At 52.9% G+C, this 20,725-nt stretch carries 14 protein-coding genes; all 14 read right to left on the minus strand.

Annotated features, from left to right (window positions below; translation table 11 throughout):
- Positions 1–12: 12 nt before the first annotated feature.
- The gene (locus tag AC0YN0_RS21415) at positions 13–759 is read right to left on the minus strand and encodes an ABC transporter ATP-binding protein (RefSeq protein ID WP_475823069.1); all 747 of its coding nucleotides are present in this window, start codon (positions 757–759) and stop codon (positions 13–15) included.
- Positions 753–1,565 carry a staphylopine uptake ABC transporter ATP-binding protein CntD gene (gene cntD / locus AC0YN0_RS21420; protein ID WP_475823070.1) on the minus strand — a complete coding sequence of 271 codons (813 nt, stop codon included), beginning with the start codon at positions 1,563–1,565 and terminating at the stop codon, positions 753–755. The genes AC0YN0_RS21415 and cntD overlap by 7 nt, the downstream gene beginning before the upstream one ends.
- Positions 1,546–2,433 (minus strand): staphylopine uptake ABC transporter permease subunit CntC, encoded by an 888-nt coding sequence (cntC, locus tag AC0YN0_RS21425; RefSeq protein WP_475823071.1) that lies wholly within the window; start codon positions 2,431–2,433, stop codon positions 1,546–1,548. Before cntC ends, cntD begins: the two co-directional genes overlap by 20 nt.
- The gene (gene opp1B / locus AC0YN0_RS21430) at positions 2,433–3,365 is read right to left on the minus strand and encodes a nickel/cobalt ABC transporter permease (RefSeq protein ID WP_475823072.1); all 933 of its coding nucleotides are present in this window, start codon (positions 3,363–3,365) and stop codon (positions 2,433–2,435) included. Before opp1B ends, cntC begins: the two co-directional genes overlap by 1 nt.
- 9 nt (positions 3,366–3,374) lie before the next feature.
- Entirely contained in the window at positions 3,375–4,994 is a 1,620-nt protein-coding gene (gene cntA, locus AC0YN0_RS21435; protein WP_475823073.1) for a staphylopine-dependent metal ABC transporter substrate-binding lipoprotein, read from the minus strand.
- Between the two features lie 294 nt (positions 4,995–5,288).
- Positions 5,289–5,438 carry a 50S ribosomal protein L33 gene (rpmG, locus tag AC0YN0_RS21440; protein WP_337099846.1) on the minus strand — a complete coding sequence of 50 codons (150 nt, stop codon included), beginning with the start codon at positions 5,436–5,438 and terminating at the stop codon, positions 5,289–5,291.
- Positions 5,439–5,592: 154 nt separating this feature from the next.
- Entirely contained in the window at positions 5,593–7,602 is a 2,010-nt protein-coding gene (locus tag AC0YN0_RS21445; protein ID WP_475823074.1) for a glutaminase family protein, read from the minus strand.
- 24 nt (positions 7,603–7,626) lie between these two features.
- On the minus strand, positions 7,627–9,294 hold the full coding sequence (locus tag AC0YN0_RS21450) for a type 2 periplasmic-binding domain-containing protein (RefSeq protein ID WP_475823075.1): 1,668 nt from the start codon (positions 9,292–9,294) through the stop codon (positions 7,627–7,629).
- 54 nt (positions 9,295–9,348) lie between these two features.
- Positions 9,349–10,242: a carbohydrate ABC transporter permease gene (locus AC0YN0_RS21455; protein WP_442048876.1), complete on the minus strand. Its 894-nt coding sequence runs from the start codon at positions 10,240–10,242 to the stop codon at positions 9,349–9,351.
- A gap of 16 nt (positions 10,243–10,258) precedes the next feature.
- The gene (locus tag AC0YN0_RS21460; RefSeq protein WP_475823076.1) at positions 10,259–11,170 is read right to left on the minus strand and encodes an ABC transporter permease; all 912 of its coding nucleotides are present in this window, start codon (positions 11,168–11,170) and stop codon (positions 10,259–10,261) included.
- Positions 11,167–14,256 (minus strand): alpha-mannosidase, encoded by a 3,090-nt coding sequence (locus AC0YN0_RS21465; RefSeq protein WP_475823077.1) that lies wholly within the window; start codon positions 14,254–14,256, stop codon positions 11,167–11,169. Before AC0YN0_RS21465 ends, AC0YN0_RS21460 begins: the two co-directional genes overlap by 4 nt.
- A 25-nt stretch (positions 14,257–14,281) precedes the next feature.
- Complete coding sequence (locus AC0YN0_RS21470) at positions 14,282–16,474, minus strand: hypothetical protein (RefSeq protein WP_475823078.1); 2,193 nt, start codon at positions 16,472–16,474, stop codon at positions 14,282–14,284.
- Between the two features lie 451 nt (positions 16,475–16,925).
- Positions 16,926–18,074, minus strand: coding sequence for a GntR family transcriptional regulator (locus AC0YN0_RS21475; protein WP_475823079.1), 1,149 nt, complete (start codon positions 18,072–18,074; stop codon positions 16,926–16,928).
- A 125-nt stretch (positions 18,075–18,199) separates the two neighbouring features.
- Positions 18,200–20,263, minus strand: a complete 2,064-nt coding sequence (locus AC0YN0_RS21480; RefSeq protein ID WP_475823080.1) for a GxGYxYP domain-containing protein — start codon at positions 20,261–20,263, stop codon at positions 18,200–18,202.
- Positions 20,264–20,725 lie beyond the last annotated feature (462 nt).

The raw sequence follows: 20,725 nt of genomic DNA on the forward strand, positions 1-20,725 counted from the left end.
TTAAGTACTCCTTTAAAACGTTATGATGTGGCGCAGCAGCCTTCTCGCATAGGGAGACTGAACGTCCCTCAGTTGCTTCGCAGGAACGATTTCTTCGATCTGCCCTTCGCGGAAAATAACGATTCTATCGCAAATGTAAGCCGCTGCCTGTATATCATGCGTAATAAAAACATAGCTCATTTGGTAGACTTCCTTGAGCTCCTTCAACAATTCCAGCACCTGCATTTGAACGGAAACGTCGAGCGAGCTGATCGCTTCATCTAATAGAAGAAACGCGGGTTCCGTCGCGAGCGCTCTGGCAATGCAGACACGCTGCGCCTCTCCTCCCGACAGCTCATGCGCGTATTTGCTTTTGTAAGAGGCGTTCAAGCCGACGGCTTTCAGCAAATGATCAACCTTGCCCTCACGATCCGCCTTATTCCCTCTCAGAGCTTCCAACGGCTCCGCAATCGCTTGTTCCACCGTAAAGAAAGGATTTATGGAAGACGTATAATCCTGGAACACGGCACTCATGCTCCCTAATCTGACTTTTCGATCCCCAACATTCTGTCCTTCGAAAAGGATCGTTCCGCGATCGGGCCGTTCCATGCCCAATATCAAACGACCAAGCGTAGACTTCCCGCTCCCGCTTTCTCCGATAATGCCGAGGCATTCCCCGCTCTCGCATTCAAAGCTGACATCGCGCAAAATCTGTTGCTTTTGTTTAGCGAAGAATCCTCCCCTTCTGTACGCTTTATGAACCCCCGCAACCTTCAGCAATGGATCTCCTCCCTCGTCAAACTTTTAAAATGATTGCTTAACGCCGATCGGGTAGATACCAAATGCCGGGTATAGAGATGCTGGGGATTACGAAAAACGCTAGCTATGCTTCCGCGCTCGACAATTTCCCCTTCCTTCATGACCAGCACGTCGTCGGCTATTTTCCGGACCACGGCCAAGTCATGCGAAATATAGATCATGGAGCAATCCCTATCCCTTAGCTTCAACAGCTGCTCGACGACCTCGTACTGCGCGATCGTATCCAGCGCCGTCGTCGGTTCATCGGCGATAATCAGGTCGGGCTCCAGCACCAACGATAACGCGATCATGATCCGCTGCAGCATGCCGCCCGATAGCTGATGCGGATATTTATGCATGATTTCTAGCGGATTTTTGAGCAGGACGCTTTCCATCGCATGCTTCATCCGATGCACGGTTTCGGTGGTGCTCCAGTCGAAGTGCTGGCGCAGCGTTTCCTTTAAATGAACCCCGACGACGCAAGAGGGATCAAATGCGGACATCCCGTTTTGGAGGATCATGCACAGCTGCTTGCCTCGTTTTCTTCGCATTTCTTTTTCGGAAAGCTCGTTTAGATTGTCGCCTTTGAATACAATGTCGCCGGATTGCCGCAGCCACGGTTTGTTTAGTCTCATCACGGCTCTGCAGGTTACGGACTTCCCGCTTCCGCTCTCTCCCACGATCGCCAGCGTGCTGCCCCGCCCTAATTGAAAGGAGCTTTGCGGGATTACGACTTTCCCCCTGTTCATATCCTGGATCCTTAAGCCTCTAACCTCTAACAAAGCCATAAGCGGACTCCTTTGCCTCGGTTTCATGATGCTTGTTTTTCGATATCCTTAACTTGGGATCAAGCGCCGCCTGAAGACCATCCGCCAAAAAATTGAAAGCCGACACCACGACGACAATGGCTAGTCCGGGCGCCAGCATAAGCTCGGGTCTCGTGAACATGACCTCCCTCGCCTCGTTCAGCATCATCCCCCATTCGGCATGCGGAGCTTGAATGCCCAATCCGAGGAAAGAGAGACCCGATATTTGCAAAACCATCGAACAGATCGAGCTGCTGGCAATGACCGCGATATCGGATAACGTCACGGGAACGATATGCTTGTATATCGTTCGGATAGGGCTAATGCCGGTTGCCTTGGCGAACCTCACATAATCCGTCTCGGTATATTGCATGACGGACGTTCGAATGACTCGGGCGAACCAAGCCCATTTCATGACCGCGAAAGCGATCAATATATTTTCCAGACCGGCGCCCAAAATACCGACAACGGCCAACGTCATCACGTAACCCGGGAACGAGAGCATCACATCGCAGATCCGCATGATAACGGCATCGGTAATCCCCTTCGCATATCCGGCGACAAAGCCGACTATAGATCCAACTCCCACCGAGAGCATCAACGCCGCAAGCACCCATAGCACGCTAGGCCGGATGCCGTAAATCAATCGGGATAAAATACATCTCCCCAAATGATCGTTGCCTAACAAATACGCCCATGACGAGCCCGCGAACCGAAGCTTCATATTGACGGCATAGGGGTCATGTGGCGCTATGACCGGCGAGAACGCGCCTGCCGCCAAGACGATCGCAATGACGAACAAAGAGATTGCGGCAAGCTTATCCTTGCACAAACGTCGTATTACTCCCATCACATATCCCTTCTTAGCTTCGGATTCAGCGCGGCGCCCACGATATCGGATACCGTATTGAACAGCACGAATGCCACGGCCAATAGAAGCACATAGGCTTGGATAATCGGAAAATCTCTGCTTAGAATCGATTTGACGCTTAACCGTCCTAAACCGGGCCACGCAAACACATTTTCGATAACGACCGTGCTGCCGAGTACGATCGGGATCGCCATGCAAAATATCGAAATCGAAACTTGCAACGAATTTCTCAAAATATGCATCGTAATCTTTCTCTCCGATATGCCGCATGCTCTTCCATACAGCACATAATCTTCGTTCATATTGCTTATTACGGAGCTTCGGACGTTCCGGAAGTACATGCCTGCATAACCGATCGTAATAACGGTCACCGGCAATATATAGCTCAGGTAAGAGTCCATCCCGCTTGTCGGCAGCAGATCGAGCCGCACGGAAAAATACCAGATCATCATCGCCGCCAGCCAATAAGACGGCATGGCGGTCAGAAGAAACGCCGTTCCTCTGACCGTTTTGTCTACAACCCCGCCTTCTCTCATCGCGCATATCACACCCAATAAAACAGACAAAGCAATGATCGCGATAGAGGATACCATCGTCAGCTTCAACGTATTAAGAAAGGCCGGGCCTATCAACGACCAGACGGGCTGCCCCGTTATGTACGAGCTTCCGAAATCCAATCGGAGACAGGATAGAAGCCAATCGAAATACCGAATCATAAACGGTCTGTCGAAGCCCAGCTCCTCGTTCGTCTGAGCAATCAATTCATCCGTTATCTGAGGAATTTCCTGCGCGTGCAAGACAACCTCGGCGGGATCCATGGGCGATAGATTGATTAATATAAACGTCAAAAAAGAGATCACGATAAGCAATGGAACGGCCATGAACAGCCTTCTAGCCAAATAGGTTCCCATCGAAGACTCTTATTCGAATTTCAGCCGTTCGAACGGCAGCTCGAATTGCGTCTGCTTGAAAGATATGCCTGTGACGTCCGCCCGCGCCACAACCGTAACGCTGCCGTTCGTAATCGGAATAAAGACGGCTTCATCATGGACGATCGTCAAGATGCGGGCGTATAACGCCTTCCGCTTGGCCTCGTCCGTCGTCGCCATCACTTCCTCGATGCTCCCGTAAAGTTCGTCCGCTCCGGCTATGCCGCTCGTCGTATGCAAATAGGCGGAGCTGGACGTAAATGCGGCGATCGTGCTCTGCGGATCATACGCTAGTCCCCATGTTTGATTGAACAACAGGTCATATTCTCCGGTTGATCTTCTGTTCGCGATCGATGTCGATTCCTCGCCGATAATGTCCAGCTGCATGCCGATTTCTTGCAATGAGCTTTGGATAAACTCAGCCTGCGTTTTTTGCGAGGGCGAATTCGAATCATAATACAATTGAAGCGTTAGAGTACGGCCTGCTTTCGTTCTAACTGCGGAATCGTTCCCTTGTTTCCATCCCGCCTGCGTAAGTAGCTGTTTGGCATGATCCAAATCATAATCCCGCTTCTTCAGATCGACGTCCGCATAATTGACATTGGAAGAGAATAACGTATTCGCCGCTGCCTCCATGCCGTTAAAAATAGCGTCGCTGATCGTTTCTCTATCGATCGCATGCCAAATCGCTTCGCGAACGGCCGTTTCGCTTACCGGACTATCCGACTTGCTGCTATTCGCGACGATCATTTTCGTATTCATGGGATCGCTTCGAATGAGCTGATAATCGCCTGACTCCACTAATCGGTTCATCGCTTCCACGTCGATGCTGTCCGCACCGCGATCATCCGTGAAAACGAAGTTGACCTCCCCTTTCTGCAAGGCGAGCAACGTCGTTTCTCCTGCCGGCAGCACCTTCGATGTCACCTTCTTAATCGCGGGCGCGCCGTTCCAATAGCTCTCATTCGCTTCGAACGTCGCATACTCATCGACTTTATGATCGGCGAGCTTGTAAGGCCCGGTGCCGTGATAGCCGCTTACCCCCTCTTTGGTTCCCCCGTTAATAAAGTCCTTCGGCGAAAGGAATACGAACGGCCTCGTCATGGAGAGCTCCAATAAAGTCGGGTAGTAGGGCTCCGACAGCTCCAGCTCGGCGGTGTATTCGTCTACTGCCGTTACCTTCACTAATTTCGTCGACAGCTTGATCCAAGCGTGCTTCTCCGCATTGCTTTGCACGGCTTCGATGTTTTGTTTCACCGCTTCGGCGTTGAACGGCTCCCCGTCATGGAACTTCACGTCCTTCCTTAGGTGGAACGTGTACGTTTTGCCGTCATTCGAGATTTCCCAAGACTCGGCGAGCAAAGGCTTGATGCCTTCTGCCGTGTTCTCGACCAGCGATTCGTACACCATGCCTTGGGCCGGCATCGAGCCCGCGTACAAATGGGGATTCATGTCATTGATATCTTTGGACGACGCATAGACTAATTCGGCAGCTTCTTCTATATCTGCAGATCCGCCAGCCTCTTCCGTTTTGCTTTGGCTGCAGCCGGCTAGCAGAATGATGGAAACGATAAACAAAAGCATGAAACGAGTTTTATTTCTTCTTTTCACAATAAATCCTCCTATAGTACAACTATTAAAGCGTAATCATTACGATTATATTTCAAAAAAAAGAACTCCCTACAACCAGACACTCCATTTCTTTGAATGGATTCTGTCCAATCAAATCGATTCTTGCAGCGAAAAAATTACTTTTGCTTGGAAAATATACAGTCTAATCCGACCATATTGCATTCTTTCCCCAAAAGTCTCCCATTAGGCTGTACAAAATCCATGCTAACCGCAAACATTTCGATTATTCAGCTATTAGATTGGATCAAATCCAGTCTAATCAAATCCCGCTATCTATCTCGTTTCCCTATGCAGAGTAACCCGCTTTAACCTCGGACTGTATTTGCGAAGCTCAAGCCGGTGAGGCGTCGTTCTTTTGTTTTTCGTCGTCGTGTAGTTTCTGTCTCCGGTTTCCGTGCAAGCAAGCGTAATGGTAACGCGCATGAGGTTCATCCCTTTCTTATTCGTAATTATTACGATTATATTCGAACAGATTTTTCCATGTCAAGCGTTGCGAGAAAAATAATCGCAGCGAAAAGGCCTCGACCCGCATCAAGCGGAATCGAGACCTTTATCCGTGTTCGTATGATTCGGCGCTTTAGAACGCCTTTAATAATGGCAGGAACAAGCCGCCGACTACCGAACGGTTCTGAAAGCCAATCTGCTTGCCGCTGACCGTATCGTACCAATCGGTGAACGGAACCCGGCTTGGCGTTTCGTTCAAGAAATGCCAAAGCGGTTCGACAAGCTGCTCGAACTGCTCTTTCGATGTCGCCATCGAAGCGCTCCAGACCAGCCAATCCGCCTTCGTATAGGTGCTCCGGCTGTCGAGCGGCGTACCGAACTCGTTTTGCTTGGCGAGGTAATGCCGAATTTCGTCCTCTGCAACGCTGGTCGGGAACAGATGCAAGCCAAACAGGCGGTCCCACACCAGATTATACTTCAGGCTCCACGTATTCGGCGAGCTGTCGAAGGTCAGCTTGTAGTGATCGCCGGCGCTTGCCGTCTCCACCCATTTGGCCGCCATTTCCTTGGCCGTCGCAAGATAAGCCTCGCCCTCCGGGTCTCCCAGCATCGAGCACAGAAGCGAATAGCCGCCGATGCCGATGATCGCTTTGATGGACAGGTTGGCGTTATGCGCCAAATGCCCCGCGAAGTCGTCCGTACACAGCTGGTTCGCCGGATCCATGCCATACTCCTTCAGATATGCGGCCCAGCGGGTAAGCAACTCCCAATGCTCGCGCGCAAACTCCGCATTCCCTTCATACAAGCATACGGCGGCAGCCATGATCAGCATATTGCCGCATTCCTCGATCGGCATCTGGTACTCCAACTTGTTCTCCCCGTACACTTGACCGTTCGCCGCCGGGTAACAACCTACGTCATGCGGCGCAAAGTCGAACGTCCACTCTTCGCTGGCTGCATATTTGAAGATCGGCCGCATCATCCCTTTCACCAGCTCCGGATTGCCGTGCAGGAACAACGGAATCGAAGGGTAGCTGACATCGACGGTGGCGATACAGCCGTTGCTGAAGTTTTCCTTGGAGAAAAACAGCAGTTCCCCTTGCTCGCCGGCAACCAGCTTATGGGCCGCGATGGCTTGGCGGTAGGCGAGCGACAGCATATCCGCATATTTCTCCCCGCCCGCTTGGGTGCTCTCATGGATCAGCTTCCGGTTGAAGTCGCGGCAGCGAACGACGAGCTCGTCATATTGCTCCGCCGCCAGGTTCAGCATCTCTTCGAACGTCATCCCAGTAGTCCGCCAGTACGCATCGAGCGGTTTGCCGAAATATTCGATGGCATGAATATCGTCGTATGCCGCGATCGCATATCGCGATAGGGGCTGCTCGACCGTTTCGCCGAAATCGAAGACGGCAGCCATTGCCACGGGATCATCCGCAGCCTCGCGCGGATAAGCAACATCGTCCTTCTCCGGCAATTGTCCGGAATCCGCAAACCTCAAGCGCATCTTGGCGGAATGAATCGCCGTCTGCAAGCCCTCCGATTGCGGAACTGCCAAGTATACATATCCCCAGTCGATCCGCGTGTCGTCTCCGACTCGGCCCAGAATCGGCTGTTCTTCCGTGCCGATGCGCATGGCGGCGACTCGTTCGCCGGTCTCCGCTCGCGACCAGGTGACGGCCTGATCCGTCGCGTGTACGCATAACTCCACCGACAGGTCGATATAAAGCTGGACGCTATGCGGCTTCCCGTCGATAGAGCGAACGCGGAACGTCATATAGGACGCGGGTCTCGACAGCAACTCCAGGTCGTCCTGCAGAAGCGGCGTCATAAAGGCCGCCTCCAGCTCGATTCCGTCCGCCTCGAACACATAGGTGCTTGTGAGCGGCTCGACCTTTACGCTTATTTGTTCCATCGCCGGCAGCTCATTGACGCGGGCAAGATCGGCGAGATCAACCTTTCCCATGAACCTTCTCGGTTTGCCGTCGATACGGATAATACCGGCCATGCTGTTGCGTTTGTTCGTCCAATGGGTTGTATGTTCGTCATACAAACGGTCCGCCGCCGACCAGACGCTAAAGTAAGGATCGACAGCGATAAGCGGGACGGACGGAGGTCTTAATGTTTGCGTTAATGTTTGTGCCACTTTCCATTCTCCTCTCGGCCGAAATCAGTTCGGCAGCTGCATCGTTACGACTTCTTTGCCTTTTAATTGTTCGTTCGTATATTGCATCGCTTCCTCGTAGCCGGTTTTCTTCATCTGCTCGCGAAGCTCGTTTAGTATTTTCAGCGCCGCTTCATCCGACTTGGCATATACGGCCTCTTTCCAGGCATCGCCGGTTTTGTCCATCGACGGCTTCAGCGATTCCCACTTCTCGTGTTTAATAATGACATCGCCGGGATTATAGCCGGTTATCACTTTGATGCCGTTCGGGCGCAAAATTTTGCGGGCGTTATCCATCGTGTCCTTCCGCTCTTGATCCTGCCAGATGTCGCCGGCACCCACGGAATTGATTCGGTCCATTCCCGACATGGAGTTGAAACCGATTTCCAGCCCTTGGTTTTTGCGTTCGATCAGCTTGCCCGACGTATCGTTCGCGAACTTATCGAACCATTCCTTCTTCGGCGTCGGCTTGCCGTCTACCATATCCCAATGAACGCCCTCCACGCCGTAACGAGTGAGCATAAATCCTTCATCCGATGCCAAATAATCCAGCAGCCGGAGCGCGGCGTCCACATCTTTGACCGCTTTCGTAATCGCCGTGACGTTGTTTCCTTGAATACCAAGATCAACCGGTCGGGCAGGCTCCGCTCCTGCCCACTCCAACGGGCCTACCGGCACGAACTCGCTGCCCGGATTCGTTTTGGCATATTCCTTGGTTGCGTCAAGAATTGCCGGATAATGCGCGGCCAGGACGGCGACGCGTCCTTGCGATATTTTTTCCTTGGCAATAGGGTCGGTCTGCGTGAACGCCTCCGCATCCAGCAGTCCCTCGGACAACAATTTGCGATAATATAACGTGTATTCGTCATATCCTTCGGAGAAGAAAGCATTCTCAAGCGTGCCGTCTCCTTTGTCTACGTAACCGGCGCCGCCGTAAAACATCGTGTTGCCGATGCCTACCGCCCAGCCGTTGCTGAAGCCGCCCAGCGGGATGACCGGCTGGCCGTTCGCTTCCAAATTCGAATCTTTGATTTTTTTCAGAAAGTTGTAGAAATCGTCTTTCGTTTTGACCGATTGCGGGTCGATGCCGATCTGCTCTACAATGTCCTTCCTTACATAGAAGCCGTACAGCCAATCGATACCGTCCTCGTCCGTGGCGGGCTGATTCTGGAGCAGCAAATATTTTTTGCCGTCATACGCGTCAATCGCCTTCTCGTAGAGAGCCGGCGGAACGTTTTCTTTGGCGATCGATTTCGCAAGGTTCGGGTATTTGTCGAGCTTATCCGAGAAGTCGACCAACTGGCCTTCGTTGGCTGCTTTGATGATGCCGTCGAGTTCACCGCCCCATGCCGGACCCGTATAAATGTCCGGTAGATCCTGCGTGGCGAAGATCGCATTAACCTTTTCGGTTTCGCTTCCCGTCGTGTATTCCCATTCGACCGTAACGCCTGTTTTTTCCTTGATGACTTCTTCGACCGGCGTCATGTCGACTTCCGACCCCGTGGAGCCGTTCCAGTTATGAAGCACGCGCAGCGTCACTTCTTTGTTGCCGGAAGCGCCCCCTTCTCCGCCTTTATTCCCTGGCTCCTCATTGTTCGTGCATCCAGCCAAAGATCCGATCACGAGCGCAGCCGCAAGCAACACCGTTGCGCCTTTTCCGTAAAGCTTCTTCATACAGAAACCTCCCTGAAAATAGTCATTTGTATGATAAAGTCCTCAAGGGAACCCTTATCCTTTGACAGATCCGATCATGACGCCTTTGACGAAAAAACGCTGAAGGAAGGGATATACGCACAAGATCGGAAAAACCGTAATAACAAGCAAAGCCATTCGCAGCGATTCAGGTGTCGAACCTTGCACGCCGGTATTAACCGTCTGCCCGCCCTGCTGCGCTGCCCGTTGCGCCGATGACGAGAACGCTTCCGCTTGCGTCAGCATTTCCTGGAGCATCGTTTGCACCGGAATCAAGTTTTTATTCGACACGTAGTAGGCGCCCGAAAACCAGTCGTTCCAATGGGACACCCCGATAAACAAAGAGATTGTCGCAAGCACCGGACCGGACAGCGGCAAAATAATGCGGGCGAATATTTGGAAATCGCCATAACCGTCAATGCGGGCCGATTCCTCCAGCTCCTCGGGTATGCCTTGAAGGAAGGTGCGGAGAATGACGATGTGCATAAAGCTGAACAGCATCGGAATGACGTACACCCAGAAGGTGTTGATCAGATGAAGCTTCTGCAACGTAATGAAAAACGGAATGAACCCCGCGCTGAAGATGGTCGGCAGAAAAATGTAGAAGGAAAAAAACGATCTGCCCGGCAACGCTTTTTTGGACAAGGCGTACGCCATCAGCGTGCTAAGTCCCACATGCAGGAAGGTGCCGATCAGCGTGCGCAGCAGGGTGATTTTGTACGCTTGCCAAATACGGGCATTCTCGAAAACTTCCGCATAATTGTCCAGCGTCCACTTGCGCGGGAGAAAGTACAAGGAGCCCATCATCGAATCTTTCCCGTCGTTCAACGAATACGCCAAAATATAGATAAACGGGTATACCATCGAAAATCCAATCAACGCAAGCACCACATAATTCAGTATCGTAAAAACGGAAAATCGGCGTTTCATCCAATCACTTCCTTTTTTAGAAAAGAGATACGTCGCTCACTTTACGGGCGATTCGGTTCACCGTCACAATGAGAATCAAGCCAATCAAGCTTTGGAACAACCCGACCGCGGCCGCGTAACTCAATCGGCCTTCGCCAATGCCGGAAGTAATGACATGAACATCAAGCACGCTGCCGATGCTGGCCGTAGGCGGGCCGCTCAGAAGCAGCAATTGCTCGTATCCGGCGCTCATCAGGCTTCCGATCGACAGAATAAACAGAATGATGGCGATATTGCGAACGCCCGGCAGCGTCACATGCCAGATTTGGCGGAAGCGATTCGCTCCGTCGATTTTGGCCGCTTCGTACTGCTGCTGATCAATCCCCGCAATTGCGGCCATATAGATGATCGAATTCCATCCGATGTTCTTCCACACGTCCGAACCGACGATTACTTGGTAGAACCAGTTCGGATTGTATAAGAACTGAATATGTTCGATGTCAAACAGGGACAGAAGCTCGTTAACGGGCCCTCCGTAAGGCGATAAAAGCCGCTGCATCAACGTAACCACTACTATCCACGATACGAAATACGGTAGATACGAAAGCGTTTGCACGACTTTTTTGAATTTAAGCTCACGCACCTCGTTGAGCAGAATGGCGAGCAGAATCGGCATCGGGAAGCCGATCGCCAGCTTCAGGAAACTGATCACGATGGTGTTACGGATAATCTCCTCCGACTTGTAATAATCGAAAAACTGTTGAAAGTATTTCATCCCAGCCCAAGGACTGCCCGTAAATCCGCCCGAAAACGTGTAATCGCGGAACGCCACTTGAATGCCGAATAGCGGAACGTAGGAAAAGATGAAAAACCAGATCAGCCCCGGCAGCAGGAACAGATAAAAAACTTTGTGCTTCCAAATTCGTTTCCAAAGAAAAGAAGCCGTCATACGCCTCCCCCTCGCTTAGCCGTCCCAGCTGGAACCGTTAATCTGAGCGTTATAATTTCAAACGGAGCAAACGTCAATCGAATCTTGTCTCCTTCGATCGGCATCGCTTCGAGCTTATTTTCCATCAGATCGGTCAGCCATGCTTCCCGTGCCTCGCATCCGAGGCGAAGCGCCGTATGGACGCGGGTACCCGCCGTTTCGTAAAGCCGGACAATTAGATCGTCTCCGTCCTCGGCTTGCTTGACCGCATCCACCATGACATTCGGATGATCGAGACTTAGGAAGGCGAACGTCTCCGCAAGCGTCTCCGCCGTGCTGCCTTCCGGAACGGCAACAACCTGCAGCGGAACGTTAAGCTCGTAACCTCGCTTGTACACCTCCGCCTGTATATGGTCGCCCGGATGCGGATACAACGAATACGTAAACGTATGCTCCGCCCGGTCAGACTCGGGATCCGGATAGGAAGGGCTGCGCAGCAAGTTCAAATCAAGCACGCCGCCTTCCGCCCTGTGCCCGTATTTGCAATCGTTCAACAACGCTACGCCATAATCCGGCTCCGACAGATCGATCCAATGATGCGCGCAAATTTCGTCCTTTGCATAATCCCACATCGTGTTCCGATGCGTCGGCCGCTTCAAATAACCGAATTGAATGTCGCAGCTGACAACATCCGTACGGATGTTCACCGGGAACGAAGTGCGCAGCATCTTGCCCGATTCCTGCCAATCGACATGTGTCTCAAAATCGATTCTGCGACTGCCCTGAGTTAGCAGGACCCGCTGCGTCAAGCGAGATTCTCCGATTCGGTAACGTTGGACAAGACCTGCCGTCGGTCCATCCGCGAACGAAGCGGCATCCTCCAGCTGGAGCGCCGTGCCTCCCGTCATCCGGTAATCCTGACGGAAGTCCCATGCATCCCCATTATCGCTAAATACGCGCAATTCGTTTGCTTTTCCGCCCGCCAGCACGATTTCGCGCCGATACTCTTTATCGTAAATGGATACGATCGAGCCATCCTGCGAGAAGGTCAGCAGGAGCAGCTCGTTTTCCAGACAATGTCCCTCCGTCGCCACGAGGGGCTCTTGGGCGGCCGTTGGCGATTCCGCCGCGGCGGCTGTTTCCGACATGACCGCGGATGTGTCCTCTGGCTCCGCCAGCGCATATCCCATCGGCGGTACGGACACGCGCATCCATCGTCCGTCTTCCTTCACCCACTCTTCCCGCCTCCAGGGCAAGGAATTAAATACGGCTAGCGGCTTGATTGCTGGCGACTGCGCCGGCGGCATCCGGAGGGCGATTGCACCGTATGCATCCGCAATCATCGAATCGACGCTTTCTTGCAGCAACGCATACCGTTCCAGCGATTCGTCGTATACCCGCTTGATCGAGGAGCCCGGCAAAATATCATGGAACTGGTACAGCAGCACTTCCTTCCATATTTCCTCGAGCGCCTCGGCCGGATACGGGTATTCGCAAAGCGTCCCGGCAAGCGAAGCCGCGAACTCAAGCTCCCTCAGCGCCTTCTCCAGCTTCCGGTTATACCGTTTGTTCCGCGCTTGACTTGTCAGCGTGCCTTGATGCTTCTCGAGATACAGCTCGCCTCTCCAGGTTTGGTAGCGCTCGGCGTTTTGCTCCAGCTTCTCGAAAAAGAGCGAAGACGGCGTCTGAACGACCGGACTTAATCCCAGCAAGTTCTTCTCTCGGGACAGACGCTCCAGATGCTCTTCGCCGGGGCCGCCTCCGCCGTCGCCGATTCCGAACAACATCAGGCAATGCTCCGACACGTTTTTGTCGAGATAGTCCGTCTCCGCTTTCACAATGGAACGCGGCGCGGCCGGGCTGTTGTAAGTATCTTCGGGCGGCATATGCATCAGCACCTGTGAACCGTCGATCCCTTCCCACATGAACGTATGGTGCGGATGCCGGTTGTAGGTGCTCCAGGACAGCTTCTGCGTCATCATGTAGTCGACGCCCGATTTTTTCAGCAACTGCGGCAAGCTGGCCGTATAACCGAACACGTCGGGCATCCACAACGATTTCATTTCCTGACCGAATTCCTGTTGGAAAAACCGTTTGCCGTACAGCAGCTGCCGGACAAGCGACTCGCCGCCCGGAACGTTCGTATCCGCTTCGACCCACATCGCGCCCTGCGGCTCCCATCGTCCTTCGTTCACGCGCCGACCGATTTCCTCATATAGCTTCGGATAACTCCGCTTCATCCAATCGTACAGCTGCGGCTGGCTCGCCCCGAACACGTAGTCGGGATAACGCTCCAGCATCCGAAGCGCCGTCGAGAACGTTCTCGCCCCTTTGCGGATCGTCTCCCGGATCGGCCACAACCATGCCAGATCGATATGCGCGTGACCAACAGCGTGTATCGTCAGCACGGGATCGCCTCCCCGCTTCGCCAACTGCTCGTGAAGGATGCCGCTCGCACGGGAGATCCGTTCATCCGTCAGCTCGGTCATAAGCAGTGAAACCTCATACAGCGCTTGCAGAATTCGCTCCTTCCTCGCCGATCCGGCCGGCAGCCGCTCCGCCGTTTCCAGCAGCACTTCCCCGTCGTAATACAGTCCCCTGAGGTTTTCGCGGCATAGGGCGATCACTGCCTCCTTAAGCGTGCCGCTGCGATACCGTCCGAACAAATCGTTACAGCCCGCATCGCCCCATACTTCGATCGATTTCGAACCTGTCGACGCTTCGCTCACATGGACGACCCGCTTGCCCGGAAGGCCAAGCGAATAATCGAACTCCGAATTGATATTGGTCAGTCCTTGTCTCGGCGTACCATCTTCGTCGACCAGACAAAGCTCGCCGTTGACGTCAATCAGCAGCACCACCTTGGCCCCTTTGGCCGATTCGGGAACTTCGCCTGCGAAGCGGAACCAGGCGCAATCCCACAAACCTCCCCATCGGTCTCCCGGGAACAGCTCCATCCACCGACCAGACATACGTTCTTCATAAGGTACCGGCTCCGAGGTGACCCAAGCCGTGACGCGCAGCACTTCCAGCGGAGTATAGATCCGTTCCTTCCAGTCTTCCAGCATCGCTTTCAGCCGCTCCGGCTTTACCGTTTCGTATGGCATATCATGTCTCCTTTTCGGCTAATGTTCAGCTTTCCCAACTGACGTTCACCACGACGTCCGCATCGCTGCAATGCTCGTACCTTAGCAGCACCGTCGACGATGGCGCATCCCATTCGAACGGAATGGAATCGTTGCTGCCTCCGCTGAGGCGCATTGCCGACAGAGGCTCCCGCGGGCTATAAAATCTTGCCGCCGCCATGATCCCCTCCGGACCTTTCGGCTGAAACGAGAATCCCGCTCCGCTCTGCTCTAGCGATTCGATACGCGAGGAAGCGGCTATGCAGCCAACGCGGCCATCTGCCGGCCTTCCTCTCTCCAAGTCGAACAGGAAAGCTTGCTCTCCTGGCGCAATCCGCATCTCCTGCCGCACCGGCAGGAGCGGTTCGAACAAATCGACGACGGGGCCCGGAATCGTGACTAGCGAGTCCAGGGTCGACTCGTCAAGTACTGCCGCAATAATGTATGGTCCGCGCCGCAGCGTGAAATCGTGTTTCGGCTGCCAGCGGCATGCCGGGTCTCCAAGCGCTTCCATCGCCTCTCTTACGATTGCGCGCAAGGAATTCGCGCCTTCGACAGATGCGGCGCATTCATCCGGCGCGACCGGAAGATAGGCGACAACGCCTTTGCCGGAGCGGTAAAGCCCGCTTCCCGAATCAGCCTTTACATCAAGCTGCTCGAACAAATGTCCGCGGGGGGATGCGTAGCTGAGGCCGTCTTCGTTCCACCATGCGCGGATACCGTGATAAGGATCGGCGTCATCGCCGACATACACGAGCACGCCTCCGTTTCTGACCCAGCCGGCCAAGGCAAAATGGAGATCCGGATATTCCGGCTTCATAAATTCGTAGCTGAGCAATAACACCCGGTAGCCGTTCAAATACCGGGCGAACCTCCGCACGTTGTCGAGCTGGACCGGCCGAACCGGAATGCCGTGCTTGAGCAGGGGCAGCGCCAATCCGTAGAACGGGGAGAAGTCCAGCAGCTCCGTATCACCGTCCTTCTCGAACCCTTCCGGATCGGTGCCGTCATATTTGCCAGCGCTGGCAGAAGACGCTTCATCCATCTTCATTCGCTGGAACATCGACGAATCGGCCATCAATACGCCGATACGGGACTCTGTCTGCTCCGCCCCGTCCGGCGTCTGCTCCATATTGCCGAGCGTGTGCATGACTTGCAGCAGCAGCGTCGCATAATTCGGCGGAATCGTCGTTTTCCCGCTGCCGTCCTCCGAAGGATATTTTCCTTCAAAGATTCGCCTCGGCCACGGGGAAACCTCGTAGCGGGAAACATCGGGATGCAGCAGCGATGCCGTTACCGTCCGCTTATAATTTTGTTCGTAATCTTCCCAGGTGTGGTTCGGATTGTCCTCGATCGGATCATGCAGAAACCACATGCGCCTTCCAGTTCCCCTCACCAACTCCTGCATAATTCCGTATTCCAGATAAGCGGTTTCAAAAGTCCGTTCTTTACGCACACCTTGATATACATTGGGCGTCCGCGCCGTTCCCGTCCAAATCTGGGCGATATAACCGTCTACGGAAGGCAGATCGATCAGTCCCGATTCCGGGCTGACGATTCTCCATTGCGTGTAGTTGATCAAGCTATGGGTCGGCACATAAAAGCGCAAGTCGCGGCCATATGCGGTGAGGGCGTACTCCTTCATCTCCGTGCACAGCCGGTCCAGGCTGCGCGTATACAGATGCGCCTTCAGCTTCGAAGCTCTGAACTGCGCATCCGGAGACGAATGCGGAGCGGACCATGGCTCTCGGTAATAAAGCCTCCATTCCCGCTTGAACGCTTCGGAATAACCTCCGTCCACCCAAAATTCCGGCTCTTCCAGATGAATGGCCTCGACGCCAGCCTCTACCGCAATCCGTATTTGTTTAGCTAAAAAATTCGTATAAGCAAGCGTCGGCACCATGTAGGGAACATCTGGCGTGTCCCCGTGGATGATCCGCTCACCGTTCCGGTTGGTCTGAGCTTCGTCCCAATGGTCGCGCCCATCGACAAGGCCGTTCAAGTAGTCCTGATACTCGCCCCATGCTACTCCCGTCATCAAATGGACGATATAACCCCGTTCCTTCCACTGGCGAATCCGCTCGGGCATCGTATCGTCGATTCCGTACACCATCACAAAATCCGTCTGCAAATCATAGGAAGCCCGATAAGGGGCCGATTCCTGAAATCCGGTTTTTTCTTCCCTTCGATCTCTGGTCATATGCAAGTCCTCCTTGCCTGATGGATGCATGCCGCATCGGTTTTTCCAAAGACTGTATTTCTCCACCACAGTATAACTTCACATTTGTATATATTCAATATATTTTTGAATATTCTTTTTAGTACCTTTTGAAAGGACCTATTCGCCTTAGCGGCGACCCTCTCGACATCAGATGGCTATAGGAGCATATTCCCTGTATTTACGCCGGTTTCAGTTACTTTTGAACCACAGAAAAAACAAAGAAAAATAGCGTTAACTCGATCATTTTGTCGAATAACGCCACTCATTTTACATATATATTCAATATATTAATTAAAGCCGATTAAGAGACTGCTAGACTCCTTCCTAAGACTCAATCAGAAGCTGTCATACAAAAAAGCTCGCCTCTTAGGCAGTGCGTTCCTGCCTCGAGACGAGCTTTCATTTGGTTTGGGCTGCCATAGTCCGATGGTCACACAGGCTTGAATGGACCTGTCGAATGACGGACAATCAGTTCCGGTTTGATTAAAATTTTGCTATATTTGCTTCGCGGCTCGTCGCCGGAGCGGATGCGTCCAAGCAGCAGCTCCGCCGCCTTATAGCCGATTTCGTGTTCGAATTGCTTGACATGCGTAAAGGCGGTGACCCCTTCCATTATGGCGGTGGAATCGTCAAACGTAATGATCGACAAATCCGCCGGCACGTTCAGGCCGGCTTGCTCGGCCATTTGGTAAATATGGGCCCCTAATCTGCCGTTAAGCGTAATATAGGCGGTCGCCATCCGGTTTTTCACATATCTGAACAAAGGATGAGTCTGGACCTCGTCCTGCGTACTTAAGCTGAACTCGGTTATGATATGCGCGGGATTAATGAGCGCCCCTTTATTTTTGAGCGCGTTCATGTACCCGTCGATTCGTTCTTGCACTGTAACCGTCTGCAGGGGCGAGTCGGAGCAGATCGCGATTTGGCGATGGCCCTGCTCCCACAAATAATCTACGGCAAGCTGAGTGCCCATTCTGCCGTCCGACGCGATATAATCCGTCTCCACGCCGGGCAGGAACCGATCGATCAGCACGAACGGAAAACCGCTTAGCTTCATGCTCAAAATTTCTTCGTTATATTGCTCCTCGTCCACCGGGAATATGAGCAGCCCGTCGACGCCGAACTCCTTAAATAGCTTGATCGCCTGCTTCTCCTGCTCCAGCACGCCGTCCGACAGCTGGATCACGGACTGATACCCGCGCTCCCGCAGCCCTTTCTGGATGCCTTCGATCAAACGAATGGAAAAATAATCGTCAATCGACGGCATCACGAGCCCGATCAGCTTCTTCGCGGTTCCGCCTTCCCGCTCGTCAAAACGACGATCCGGGACGGATATCGGCTCGGACGAATCCAGCTTTACTTTGTTGACGAAGCTGCCTCTGCCCGGCACACGGGAAATCGAGCCTTCATTAACCAAGCCGGCTAAAGCATTCACAACCGTAATTTTGCTCACATTAAAAAGCTCCATTAGTTCCTTCTCCGTCGGAATGCGATCGCCGTGCTTGAGGCCCGAGGTATGGATCAGCTCTTTAATGTAATCCTGGACTTGCTGGTATAAAGGCAATCTTTCATTTTTCATTGGCTCACCAAAATTTCCCGTATATTTGTTATGTTATATATAATATATCCTTTCGTTTGCTATTTCAAGAAAAACGATGGAGAGGACGACCGGAATGTCCGTCGTCCTCTCTTGTTATGACAAGCTTACGGCTTAACGGGCAATCCGTAGGCGCTGCGAATCAACGAGAAATATTGATCGGCGCGAACAGCAGCGAATTCGGGTCCGAGCGATGCTTGCAGCTCGGCGATATCCGACGGAGTCAGGCTCCATGCAAGCAGCCCCAACGAAACGAACTTAGGAGATTTGCCGTCCCAACCGGCTTTGGCGTTGTCCAGAATCGTTTTTCCGTCCTTCGCCGTGCTGATGCCTTGAATCGTTGATACGGGAAGCTTGCCGCCGAGCAGCTCGACGCCGTAACGGTCTTCCCAGCTCAGGAACATCCCTGCGGGTTTATATTCCTTCATGTATGCCGCCGCGTGGGCATCGTCCAGCGGTACGTTCTGGCTGTCGATCCGATTCAGGACGTAAGGGATAGTCATTCCCGTTTTCTCCATATACGAATTCGACTGCTTCAGGAAAGCGGAGAACGATTGCGCCGGCCAAGCGTTCGGGTAGAAATAGCCGGCACCGGACGGTCCCGCGATGATCTGATCATTTGCCGTTGCCGTTTCGTTGAAGTAGTTCAACATCGCCGGCGCCGCATCATAGAGCAGCGGGCTGGACGTCCAGTTGAGCGGCACTTTGCCGCGGCTCGGATCATCCCACAATATCCGCATGCGATGCTGATTGTATTGGAAGTTGTCGCCTTCGCTGAACGTATAGGTTACGTAAATTTTATTTTCGAGCTTCGGTGTCTTTACTGCGGCAGGCTTCGGCTTATTCGCTTTCGTTCCCGAGAATACGGTCAAATTGCTGAACCAGTCCGCAGCCAGCACGTAAACGCCGTGGTTCGAAGTAATCTCGACGCCGCTGAACTCGCCGTCGACGTCGTTGCTGAACCAGCCAAGGTAAGGCGTGCCCGGCTTCACATCGGACAATATTTTTTCGAAGAGCTCCCGTTGCTCCGGAACGTTGGAATCCAGCCAGAACACCATCGCTTTATTGGCTACCGCATAATCTCGGAGATAGCCGTAAGGCTCCTTCTGCTCCGAGGAAACAGGCTGCACGCTGCTGACGGAAACTTTGTATTGATTCCACATTTCGACCGAAGTGGTCAACTGCTTGGCGCCGGCCGGCGGCGTAAACTTGTAGATGAAATAGCGGCCGTTGTCGGCAAAGCGATGCCCGCCTTGCCCCTCGGACACCTGCGATCCGTCCCTGTCGTACAGGAACGCTTCTTCCTCCGCAGTACCCGCAGTGAATTGGGCGATCGTCTCTCCGTCCGCTTTCACCGTCACTTCATGCACGGCCGCTCCCCAGCCGTCCTGCGTGAACGCATCGCCGAACCGGAGATACACATCCGAGTCGCCAAGGCTTTCGCTCAGGTCAAAGTCGTACACTTTTTTGTTTGCTCCGTCTCTTTCCTGCGTTGTATCCTGCCCAAGCACGGTGAACAAGTCTTCCTGATTGTCCGGCAGCCTGATCGAGGTTTGAGGGCTCAATCCTACAATCATTCGTTTGGTCGTTCGGCTCCACAGGTTTTCGTACTGCCAGGTATACGCATCCAGTCGATCTTTGAATTTGCCTTGCAGATCGTCCAGCACCTTCAAGTTGTACGGCGCGGCCTGCAGCTTTTTCGCCAGATCCGGACTTGCGACAACCGCCCCCTTCAAGCCAGCCAGCGTCGTCGCCACGTTGACGGAATCCGGGATTTTCGGGTCATAGACGATAACTCCGTTTATTTCCTTGGCATACGTCCGTACGATTTGCCAATAGTCGTCCATCACCTTATATTTCACGTCCAGATCATTCAGCCAAGTAAACTTGCCTTCTTCTTTGTTCTCCAGCAAATAAACGCGCGGCTCTACCCGATTAACGATGCCTTGCAAGGTTGCCAGCATCAGCTTGATATCGCCGGGAGCGTCGTAGATATCCGCCACATCAAGTTCTTTTACCTTCGAGAAGCTTGGAAGCGCTTGCTCAGTCGGCCAGGATATCGTGCTCTCCCGCGTCTTTTCTTTGTCGCCCGCAGCCGATGCAACTGCACCCATCGTCATCAATAGGGTACAAACGATCGCAAGCCCGATAACCGTACACTTTCGCAGCATTAGATACACCTCGATTAAATGATTTTATGGAGAACGACGTTGGAATGCGACTTCCCTTCCCCTCCTTTTGCGGCAGAATCCGTTCCGTTCTCGCAAGTATATATTTAATATATTCATAATACCTTTGCAATCCATTCTACAAAACCTCTTATCGTATGACATCAATTTGAGACGATGGTTACAGTTCGTACGGATGATGGAATGGTTATATTTTCCTGTAACATGCAAAAAAAGAGAGGCAACGGATCTACCGTCCCTCTCCTTCCTAATATGAAAATGAACCAAGCCCTCAACAAACTATGAGCTATATTGGATATGTGCAGTAACTTCGTTCGATCCGAGTACCGATAGAGCGCTATATTGGATTTCTGCATTAACTTAGAGCTAACAGGGCTGTCAATGAACCACAGAGGCAAAAGTTAATGCGAGAATCCAACATAGCTCCCAGAATCCCTCCAAATG

This window comes from Paenibacillus sp. J22P218 (assembly GCF_056269195.1).

Coding starts and splice junctions, on each gene's coding strand:
- AC0YN0_RS21455 (WP_442048876.1), bottom strand. CDS start 10,242: ATGAAACGCCGATTTTCCGTTTTTACGATACTGAATTATGTGGTGCTT.
- AC0YN0_RS21480 (WP_475823080.1), bottom strand. CDS start 20,263: ATGCTGCGAAAGTGTACGGTTATCGGGCTTGCGATCGTTTGTACCCTA.
- rpmG (WP_337099846.1), bottom strand. CDS start 5,438: ATGCGCGTTACCATTACGCTTGCTTGCACGGAAACCGGAGACAGAAAC.
- AC0YN0_RS21475 (WP_475823079.1), bottom strand. CDS start 18,074: ATGAAAAATGAAAGATTGCCTTTATACCAGCAAGTCCAGGATTACATT.
- opp1B (WP_475823072.1), bottom strand. CDS start 3,365: ATGGGAACCTATTTGGCTAGAAGGCTGTTCATGGCCGTTCCATTGCTT.
- cntC (WP_475823071.1), bottom strand. CDS start 2,433: ATGGGAGTAATACGACGTTTGTGCAAGGATAAGCTTGCCGCAATCTCT.
- AC0YN0_RS21465 (WP_475823077.1), bottom strand. CDS start 14,256: ATGCCATACGAAACGGTAAAGCCGGAGCGGCTGAAAGCGATGCTGGAA.
- AC0YN0_RS21470 (WP_475823078.1), bottom strand. CDS start 16,474: ATGACCAGAGATCGAAGGGAAGAAAAAACCGGATTTCAGGAATCGGCC.
- cntD (WP_475823070.1), bottom strand. CDS start 1,565: ATGGCTTTGTTAGAGGTTAGAGGCTTAAGGATCCAGGATATGAACAGG.
- AC0YN0_RS21460 (WP_475823076.1), bottom strand. CDS start 11,170: ATGACGGCTTCTTTTCTTTGGAAACGAATTTGGAAGCACAAAGTTTTT.
- AC0YN0_RS21450 (WP_475823075.1), bottom strand. CDS start 9,294: ATGAAGAAGCTTTACGGAAAAGGCGCAACGGTGTTGCTTGCGGCTGCG.